Raw genomic sequence first — 9,930 nt, forward strand, 5'->3', positions numbered from 1 at the left:
TTAACGTAGTGTAATATTTTATCAATAGATGGCGTGCTCTGCTCTTAATAAGCAATATTATGATAAAATAGTTCACCATAAGCAATTGATAATTCATAAGCTAACTCTATGTCATTACAAGAAATCACACAGACTATCATGCAGTTTATTGAGCACCATCAAGTTTGGGCATTACCCATTATATTTTTATTGGCATTTGGTGAATCATTAGCGATTATCTCGCTTCTAGTGCCTGCAACGGCTATTTTATTAGGGGTAGGGGCTTTAATCGGTGGAGGAGCAATATCATTTGTGCCCGTATTAATTGCCGCTTCGGCAGGTGCTGTTTTTGGGGATTTGCTGTCTTATTGGTTGGGTAAACACTATCATCAACAAGTTATTGCTTCATGGCCACTTAATAAGCACCCTAAATTAGTTTATCGTGCCGAGCAATTTTTTCAGCGTTATGGAACATTAGGGGTATTTATAGGTCGATTTTTTGGACCACTACGTGCCATAGTACCTTTAATTGCTGGCACAATGCATATGTCAACCAGCAAATTTAACCTAGCAAACATTGCTTCAGCGCCAGTTTGGGCTTTTGTATTGCTTGCGCCAGGAGCATTTGGTGTGCCTTGGTTAGAAACTCTTTTTGGTTAAAGCGTGCCGATGGTATAACTACGACGCCCACTCTTGCGTCCCAATGCTTCTAAATTGGTTTGCAATGGTGGGAATGGTAGCGTTAGATGATGCTTACGATAAGCTTCAAGTATCAATTTATGTATAGCACTTCGCAGTAACATTCGGTGTCCCATCTCGGCAGCAAAAACACGTAGTTCAAACAACTGAATACCTTCTTGGATATCCACCAAAAATACTTGTGGTTCAGGATCGTTAAGCACATATTCACATTCATCTGATGCTTGTTGTAAAAGTTTGATAACCAAATCACTATCAGCATCGATGGTTGCGGGAATGGTTAATACAATTCGAGTGATCGAATCAGACAATGACCAATTCACTAATTGTTCAGTAATAAAGGCTTTATTAGGCATCACAATTTCTTTACGATCCCAATCGACAATGGTAATTGCACGGGTATTAATTTTTGTAATATTACCTGTCAAATCACGAATTGTCACCGTATCGCCAATACGTACTGGTTTTTCGAATAAAATGATTAAGCCAGAGATAAAATTAGCAAAGATCTCTTGTAAACCAAAACCTAGCCCTACACCTAATGCGGCAATTAACCATTGAATTTTAGACCAGTCGATACCAATAAACGAAAATGCAATCATACAGCCTATCATCAAAGTAATATATTTTGAAACTGTGGAAATAGCATACCCTGTTCCCGGTGATAAATCTAAATGTTGCAAAATGCCTAACTCCAACAAAGAGGGCAAATTTTTGACCAACTGAACGGTAATTGTCATCACTAAAATCGCAATACAGACTGCACCAAGAGTAATGTATTGTTCGATTTCAGTTCCATTAACAATGGCGCTGGTTCCCCAAAGTTTAATATTATTCATAAAAGCAAAGGCCGAATGCAATTCAGACCATAGCAAAATCATACTAATTAGAGCAATCATCATAATAATCGATCTGACTAAATGTAAGGATTGCGCACTGATGACATCTAAATCGATAACAGGTTCATCAACATTTTCGTTAAGTGAATTGAGATCATCTTCATGTGATTTGGCTCGTTGCATACGTTCTAAGCGACGTTGCTTGGTTCGTTCAAATTCTATACGACGTTTTTGGATCCACATCCAACGGCGAATCATAAAATAAATAACTAACAGAGCAAACCAAATAATGACAGAGGCCTCAAGACGACCTAATAGTACTTGAGCTGTCGAAAGATAACCTAAACAAGCCGCAATGATAGCTAGCCATGGTGCACTTAATAAAATAAACCACAAAATATGACTTAATAAATTATCACCAGCACCTTTTTTATCAATATAAAGAGGAACGCCAGCACGATGGATAGAATTAGTCATAAACACCAAAGCAAAGCAGAGCAAAATAAACGATGTTCGACCAATTGTGGCTGCAAATTGATGATTATTATATTGATCAAAACTCATTACTATCATCACTAGTGGAATTACCAGCCAAACTGAAAGTTGATAATATTTCATCGCTGAGCGTACGCTACGTCCAGACCAACCAAAATGAGTAATAAACAGCCCATTAGATGACGCAAAATGCGCTGAAATAATAAATACCCACAAAATAGGCGCAGCAGCATTCACTCCATAACCCAAGGCAAATGCGACAGGATAATCTGAATTAATCTGTAAAGCATAACCAAACACTGCCCACAAGATAGGGATAGGTAATGCCATAATTAATGAAAATATAATTACTTTTAAGGTTAAAGAGTAACTATCTTGTGTGACTTTTCCTACACGACTAGCTGATTTATTGAGAAAAATATTATATTTCGTGCGCATTTTAAAGTGTGCAAACACGAATAGTAACGACAAAATAATTAAAAATAGCGGTTTTGGCGAACTAAGTACTTCAACGCTAGCATTATAAAGTTGCGAAATGGTATCGACAGAAAAAATCACATACACAACATCTTTGGTTAAATCGATTGGATAACTCAATGATATTGGATTCACATCAGCTACCCAGAAGAAATATCTGTGTGCAGCATCGTTAACTTCGTCAATCGCATTGGTTAATTGTTTATTGGCAATTTTTAGTTTAGTCAATTCTAGAATGGTAGTATCAGTTCCCGAAATAAGAGTCTTAAGTAATTCGGTTTGTTCTCGAATTAAACGACGATATTGGGTTGCTTCTTTGATGCTGTTAAGTGGACTTGTTAAAGTAGGGTAATTGTCCAAAGATGTTAAAATATTACTATAATTAAGTTGTTGCGCTTTTGCCTCAGCAATTTCGGCATCAAGCGCTTGCGATTTAGGTTTTTCTGGTAAACGCAATAACTGTTGACGTAAGGTTTCGCCCAAAGCGGTCGAAAAACTCAACCATTCTCCTTGTTCATCAAGTGTTGCCAGTGTATTTTGAACATGTGAAATTTGTGTCGTGATATTGTTTTGCTCATTAACAATACTAGTTAAATGTGTTTTTTGTAACTCCATATTTTGTCTGAGTTCATCATTTTTATCACTTAACTGATGAACAACTAGCGAAAGATCATTTTCATCATTAATGACTGGTGTGGTTTCTTCGGCAAAAGTCAGTGAAGAAAACAACACAACAACAAAGCACACAATACCACGAATCCACATAAAGCTATATCCTGTCGGCTAATTTTTGACCCACGCGAGTAACATCACCCACTTTAAGGTGGTTATTAAACTCAATCGAATTTGAGGCAAACAGTGTAATTACTGTCGAACCTAACTTAAAGCAACCTATATCTTGCCCTTTAGTTAATTTTATCCCGTTGGTATAAGTCCAACGTTTCATTGTTCCTTCTCGTGGAGGGGTAACAATACCTTCCCATTGTACTTCTATACTACCAACAATAGTTGCCCCAACTAAAATTTGTGCCATTGGACCTAATTCGGTTTCAAACAAACAAATTACACGTTCATTACGAGCAAAAATATTAGGAATGCTTTCGGTTGTAGCCTTGTTAACTGAAAACAGTGATCCAGGCACATAAATCATCTCACGCAAAATACCATCGCAAGGCATATGAAAACGGTGATAATCTTTAGGTGATAAATAAGTGGTTGCATATAAACCATTTCTAAAAAAGTTGATCATATCAGGATGACAGGCAAGTAATGATTCTAAAGAATAAAAATGCCCTTTAGCTTGTAACAGCTGTGTATCTAGAATAGTTCCAAACTGACTAATTACACCATCAGCAGGCATAACAACTGTACTATCGGTGGTATCAATTGGTCGTGCATCCTCATTTAATTCACGAGCAAAAAAGTCATTAAAGGTTTTAAACCCTTTAACATCACTAATTTTTGCCTCGCTTAAATCCACTTTATATAGTTTACAAAAAACCATAATCATCCATGTGGTTACTTTCTCCAACTGTTTTTTTGCCAGATAACCAAAAATAACGGTTAATAGCTGTTTAGGAAGAAGGTACTGAATAATTGCTTTTAACTGATTTAACATAGATAACTCTCAAAATTATGTTATAAATAATACATTATACCAAGGTTTATAGACAAAGTGTAAAACCAACTTAAATCAATGATTTGTATAATTGATCATATACATATATAAATTTTGCCAATTCTGTTCAACGATGGCAATCGTTTAAAAACTTTTATCGCTATTGTTACTTAAACTGCGTTCATTACCAATAATTAAGGACAGTATTAATGGCAGTTTGAAATATTAAAGCTAGATTTAGTTACATAGGCGGTATAGTTATATTATCATGTTATAAGCAATCATATTAGCATTTAACACTACAAGAAATATATCGATTTAGTAATGGATTTAAAAACAATCTTTTTTCAGAAAAACTATTTATTTAGAAAAAGAGATATCAACGGAACTTAATAAAATTATTAAGCAGAGCATAAAACTCGATAGTATTGGTATGGATACTTGGGGCGGATTAAGTTTTGCTATGATAAAGCTGATCAAGTTGCTGAGTCTACTTGCTCATATCGTGCAGTGTGCTGATAATATAATGCCACAAGTTTAATCTGTTGGACTCGGTAATTTATTACAATTGATAATATTTTTTGTGTAACTTATTAGGTGGTGCCGACATTTTTAAAGACCAAAAATATCAAAAAATACCAATAACAAATATTGATACTAAAATGTATATTGACTATCTATATTCAGTCAACAACCACTATTTTTATTTTAAAGACTTATTTTATAAAAATAAGTTAGGAGAGCATGCCGTTTAGTTTGATCAAACCTCAATTACTGATTTACTATAATAACTAATTTGCTCTGTATTGATGAAAATACAGTATAAAACATATCATGCATTGGGCCAGATTGTCCTCTAAATATTGTAAATACGATTACAGAAATTCCAGCTATAATAACCGCATATTCAACTACTGTTATGCCTTGCTTATTTTGAATAAATTTAGCTAAAAAAGTATTAGCTAGAATATTCATTATGTATTCTTTCATCACTTTACCCTTTCATTTAATATTATTTTTATGTAAATGAATTCTTTTTAATATTTAGTCTACAATTCTAACGACAAATAGAATAAAATTCAAGCAAATGGTTTTTATGTAATCGATTATTTGTTAAATAACATTAGTTTGATAATTGATATGTTGTCTTTAATTAAATTTTTTTAACTTTAGGAAGTACTTGTAAGGTTTACAGTAATCTAAACAACTCCCAAAAAAATTGCGCTATATTACACAGTTATTTTAGTTTGTTAATAGCCTAAATTAAAAGAGTAGAAAAAACACCAAATTATCAATAATAAACACTGGTATTAAAATACATACAGACCATTTCATGTAACTAAAAAAGCTTGGCATGTTAATTTTATTTTGAATTGCAATGCTTTTGACCATAAGGTTAGGTGCATTACCAACATAGCTAAGAGCTCCCATAAAAACTGAACCCATTGAAATAGCGAGTAAGGTTTTTTCTAGTATATTCATTAAAATAGTGGCATCGCCCGAAGCTAGATTAAAGAAGACCAAATAAGTGGGGGCATTATCTAAGAATCCTGAAAGTAGACCTGATATCCAAAAATACATGCTATTAATCGGTTGTCCATGTTCATTTTTTACTAGTGATACTATTGGGGCTAATGCACCATGGCTACCTGTTCGTAAAATAGCAAGTACAGGGACGATAGTAATAAAAATCCCGATAAACAGCTTAGCAACTTCAATGATAGGCTCCCAATTAAATTCGTTACCGGCACGTACTTGTTTAGGGGTAATTAACATAGAAAATAGGGTAATCATGATAAAAATAATATCACGAATTAAATTTTGTAAAGCAATATGTGTTCCTAAAACCGTAAAATTAACCGATGAATGCCAAATACCAGACATTAACACGCAGGCAATAATGATTGCCAATAAAAAGATATTGCTTACACCATAAATCTTAATATAGTTAGCTTTTGCAGTCGAAGTTAACGTAAGCGTATTACCATATTGGGCACGAAAGTAGTGGCAATCAATCTTATAATAAATTGCTAATAACAAAATTGAACTAAACAAAACTGGCAACAGCATATGCTTAACTGTCCACCAAAAATTAACACCTTTTAAAAAACCAATAAATAAAGGTGGATCGCCCAATGGTGTCAAGCCACCGCCAATGTTGGCCACTAAAAAAATAAAAAAGATAATTGTATGTACAGCATATTTACGATTACGATTAGCTCTAATTACAGGTCGAATCATTAACATTGCAGCGCCTGTTGTCCCCATGATTGATGCTAACAAAGTCCCTATTGCCAGCAAACCAACGTTTAGTTTGGGCGTGCTAAGCACATTGCTCTTAATTAAAATTCCTCCTGAAACGGTAAATAGTGCAAGCAATAACAAAATAAAAGGAATATATTCCACTATTATTGCATGGACTGTAAGATTAATGGTGGTTTGCAAACCAAATGAATATAAGGTGAATAACAAAAAAAGAAGTGTCCAACAAATAATAATTTTACCATAATGACAATACCAAAACCGCAACAAAAGTAATGGTATTAATGCAATCGAAAGCAAAATTCCTACAAATGGGATCCCCCAAAGAATAGATAAATCTTGGCCTTCAAAATCTAGTGCGAACAGTTTAAAAGGTAAAAGTAATAGTGTTAAAAGTGATATCAAAGAAAAAGTAAATTGGTTATTCATAAAGTTATTTTTTGGTTAAGTTGGGATAATTATAACAAGCCAAAGAAGAAAAATAAAAATTAGTAGAAACATATTTCATCTTATTATTGAAATATGTTTAATAATAAGGTGAAAAATGAAACGATCTTTACAATTTTTAATAAAAAAGGTGTTTTTTACTATTAATAAAATTTGCTATTAGGTTATAATGCGAAAATCATTTTAAAATGTGATATTTAGCAGATAATAAACTAAGCAATAATAATAGGGAATTTAACATTGAAACTAAGGAAAGTTAAGCAGGTATGCAAGCATACGCATTTATTATTAGTTATAAAGATGAAGTCAAATATTAACAGGAATCTGTGGCAAACCTTTGTTGCAATATTGGGATTGGCTTTATCTAATAATAATTTCGCGCTATCGGCAGTTACAACTAATACAATACATGGTACTGCACCTTATTTTACTTCGGATGGCGGTAAAACAAAAATTACTAGTGCCGAAGCACTACTAGGCATTAAATTATCTGATGGTCGTCAATATGTTGCGCCAGGAACAAATAGTGGATTATATTCAGATGCTATAATAGATGAATCAAGCGCTGAATCGCCTATAGAGCTGTCGTTAAAAATGGCGACTTTTGCAGATATTCAAACTTTCATACCTATATCGAGCTATCCAAGTGTTGAGCTCAACAGCTTAATTAATGAACCATATAATTATTGGGGCGATGATGACGGCGATAATAATGCGATAGCAACAGGTAACTTAACAGTTCAATGGCAAGATGCGAATAATAATGATATCACTGCTGAAATTAGATCTAACCCGCATAAATCATTAACTACCTGTGATAGTGCAACTCCCTATAAACTTACTATCACAACAAGTAAGGGAAAACTATCAACAGAGTATGGAGTGCCAAAAACTAGCACTTTTAACGAAAGTAGTCACTCTTACTATATCACCCCTAACGCTGAGGCTGGTTTTACTTGTTATGCTCAGCCGAATTTGTTCTATGATAACTCGATATTTGGTGATGATTCTTATGATCTGGATGGACCTAATTGGGTAGCCAAAAAAGGTTATAAAATAAGAAATGCAAATACAATTAGTGACAATTTCCCGACAACAGGTTCAAATGGGTTGTATTTTTACTTATTATTAGCTGGAATTTCGCCTGAGCAAGCAATAGCTGTAAATGGTTCAACAATAACCGCCGAAAGTGGTAGTGGCGTAACTTTATCACTTATTTCAGAGCCGACACCAGATTGGGGATGGAGTAGTGATATTGGTAAAGAACCAGCCTTAAAGATAGTATTAAATGGTCCAAATGAAAATTCTAGTGATACACACTTTACCCCATCGGTATTTAAACTTTATTCAGATAGCAACCATTCTCATTTACTTTACAGTTTCAAGATAGAGCGTTGGTATATCAATGCTAAAGAGTATTTTAATGAATATTCTTTAGCTGAAAAATTTTGTCAAAATCTAGGTAATGGATATCGTGTACCAAACGTTGAGGATTATACCAACGCTAACGAGCAAGATAATGGTATGGACAACCAGCTTTGGTCTGGTGGAGTTCCTGGAAGGAAATCGGATTACTATGCTCAAAGGCGTTTAAGTTATAAAAATGGTAGTAATTGGGTTGGCGGATTATTTAATGAATGGGGTGTGACAGTTAAGGATCAATATGGGATAGGTTATAATAATACTGATTGGTTAGAAACATCCTATTTTACTATTCAAACAAAAATTAGAGATCATGGAGATGAGCATCTTGGAGTTGGTTCATCTGGAGGCTTTATATCATCCGGTTATGTTAATGCAATAGCATGTGTTACACCTTAACATAATTTATTTTTCTCAAAAGCGTCAAGAAATAATAAATGGGTAACATGAGTTACCTTAAAAATATTAGTCATTTGCAAATCAAAACTTGCACGTGACTATTTGTTAAATAAGAAGCAATAATGTAGTAGTAATTAGTAATATGTCGCAATTATCTTTTTGATGCTTTGGATTTGTTCTATTCTGAGCCTATTCGTTGTACCGATAATATTAGCATTTTTGAACAACTTTAGTTTAAACACTTAAAATGGACTGATACTTTTCGCTTATCTTTTGCTACATAAGTACAATATGAATGCTTCTGGATTGTATAATTTTGCATAAATCGTATGGATAAAACTGTTTAATTAGTGGTTTTTATCGTCCAATTACCTTCTAAATTTATTTTATTATTAAGTTAATCTCAATCTATTAATTGCAATAGGTTTGTTTAATTGCGTAATAGCTAATAAGAAAATCGACCACCTTTTTTATCTTTAAATTAAAATTAATAAAAATAATAGATTAAAAATAGCTTTAAAAAAAGGGGAAATATAAAATTCTATTTACCCTTGATAAAATGAGATCTACATTTTGGTTTTCCCATTTGTTTGTGGGCAGGCAAGTTTGGTGAATTTTTAATTAATAGGTTTTAATAAATATCATCAATGCTGACAAATAAATATTCTCTAGTTTGCTGTTTCGTTTCATTTTTAAGTAAAGGTAAACGTTTGATATCAACGTGTAGAATTTCACCTGGATAGATTCTGTTATAGCGTTTAGCTTGCCGTCTTAATTTATTCTCAATCGATTTTTCGACTTTAACCAAACGTTTAATACCATAACATATGGTTTTATAACGTTCATTCTTACTGGTTAATGGAACAAAAAGCTTCAATCGGGCTTTCTTTAGTACGTTATAAATGGTTGGACGACTAACTATAAAGCGTTTAGCCAAATCAGTGACCGTTATTTTCTCTTTATGATATAAACGCCATATTTCTTGTCTGTGATAAAGTGTTAGTTTTCTTATGTATATTCATTGCAGTAGTCCTAGATTACACCATGAAGTGCAATTCTTCTTAGCTCCTTAGAATAAAAATCGGCAGGGCTTTTAAACTTATGCCGTTTTCTTGGGCGTGTGTTCAATAGATATTGTATTTTCTTTATCTGTTTGTCGTCAACTACTGAAATGGCCGCTGACTTAGGTATAAACTGACGTATTAAGCCATTGGTGTTTTCATTTGTGCCTCTTTGCCAGCTTTTATAAGGCTCCGCAAAGTACACGGTGGTGTTTAAATAATACTCAATAGC

The 9,930-nt window shown here is 33.5% G+C and carries 7 protein-coding genes and 1 pseudogene; 2 read left to right on the forward strand and 6 right to left on the reverse strand.

Features of this window, described 5'->3' with window-relative positions; translation table 11 throughout:
* The first annotated feature begins 108 nt into the window (after positions 1-108).
* Complete coding sequence (locus A9G37_RS11525; protein WP_034914494.1) at positions 109-639, forward strand: DedA family protein; 531 nt, start codon at positions 109-111, stop codon at positions 637-639.
* Here A9G37_RS11525 and mscM read toward each other — a convergent pair.
* The 4 genes and pseudogenes from mscM to A9G37_RS11545 all read right to left on the reverse strand — a co-directional run bounded on the left by mscM (position 636) and on the right by A9G37_RS11545 (position 6,798).
* A complete protein-coding gene (gene mscM, locus A9G37_RS11530; protein WP_065575581.1) occupies positions 636-3,254 on the reverse strand; it encodes a miniconductance mechanosensitive channel MscM in 2,619 nt (872 codons plus the stop codon). The genes A9G37_RS11525 and mscM overlap by 4 nt on opposite strands.
* 7 nt (positions 3,255-3,261) lie before the next feature.
* Positions 3,262-4,107: pseudogene (asd, locus tag A9G37_RS11535) on the reverse strand (archaetidylserine decarboxylase); the annotation flags it as partial.
* A gap of 771 nt (positions 4,108-4,878) precedes the next feature.
* On the reverse strand, positions 4,879-5,097 hold the full coding sequence (locus tag A9G37_RS11540; protein ID WP_065575583.1) for a Flp family type IVb pilin: 219 nt from the start codon (positions 5,095-5,097) through the stop codon (positions 4,879-4,881).
* Between the two features lie 273 nt (positions 5,098-5,370).
* On the reverse strand, positions 5,371-6,798 hold the full coding sequence (locus A9G37_RS11545) for a sodium:proton antiporter (RefSeq protein ID WP_065575584.1): 1,428 nt from the start codon (positions 6,796-6,798) through the stop codon (positions 5,371-5,373).
* A gap of 318 nt (positions 6,799-7,116) precedes the next feature.
* On the opposite strand from A9G37_RS11545, the gene A9G37_RS11550 reads away from it, so the two are divergent.
* Positions 7,117-8,637: a hypothetical protein gene (locus tag A9G37_RS11550; protein ID WP_065575585.1), complete on the forward strand. Its 1,521-nt coding sequence runs from the start codon at positions 7,117-7,119 to the stop codon at positions 8,635-8,637.
* A gap of 631 nt (positions 8,638-9,268) precedes the next feature.
* On the opposite strand, the gene A9G37_RS11555 is transcribed toward A9G37_RS11550, so the two are convergent.
* On the reverse strand, positions 9,269-9,655 hold the full coding sequence (locus tag A9G37_RS11555) for an HTH domain-containing protein (protein WP_176701915.1): 387 nt from the start codon (positions 9,653-9,655) through the stop codon (positions 9,269-9,271).
* Between the two features lie 14 nt (positions 9,656-9,669).
* Positions 9,670-9,930, reverse strand: a 261-nt coding sequence (locus A9G37_RS11560) for an IS30 family transposase (protein WP_141671206.1), incomplete at its 5' end; no start/stop codon positions are given.

It is taken from the genome of Gilliamella sp. GillExp13, assembly GCF_001690815.1.
Lineage (GTDB): Bacteria > Pseudomonadota > Gammaproteobacteria > Enterobacterales > Orbaceae > Gilliamella > Gilliamella bombi.

Excerpts from the sequence above, each read along its gene's own strand:
- A9G37_RS11545 (WP_065575584.1), bottom strand. The coding sequence starts at position 6,798 with ATGAATAACCAATTTACTTTTTCTTTGATATCACTTTTAACACTATTA.
- A9G37_RS11525 (WP_034914494.1), top strand. The coding sequence starts at position 109 with ATGTCATTACAAGAAATCACACAGACTATCATGCAGTTTATTGAGCAC.
- A9G37_RS11540 (WP_065575583.1), bottom strand. The coding sequence starts at position 5,097 with ATGAAAGAATACATAATGAATATTCTAGCTAATACTTTTTTAGCTAAA.
- mscM (WP_065575581.1), bottom strand. The coding sequence starts at position 3,254 with ATGTGGATTCGTGGTATTGTGTGCTTTGTTGTTGTGTTGTTTTCTTCA.
- A9G37_RS11550 (WP_065575585.1), top strand. The coding sequence starts at position 7,117 with ATGAAGTCAAATATTAACAGGAATCTGTGGCAAACCTTTGTTGCAATA.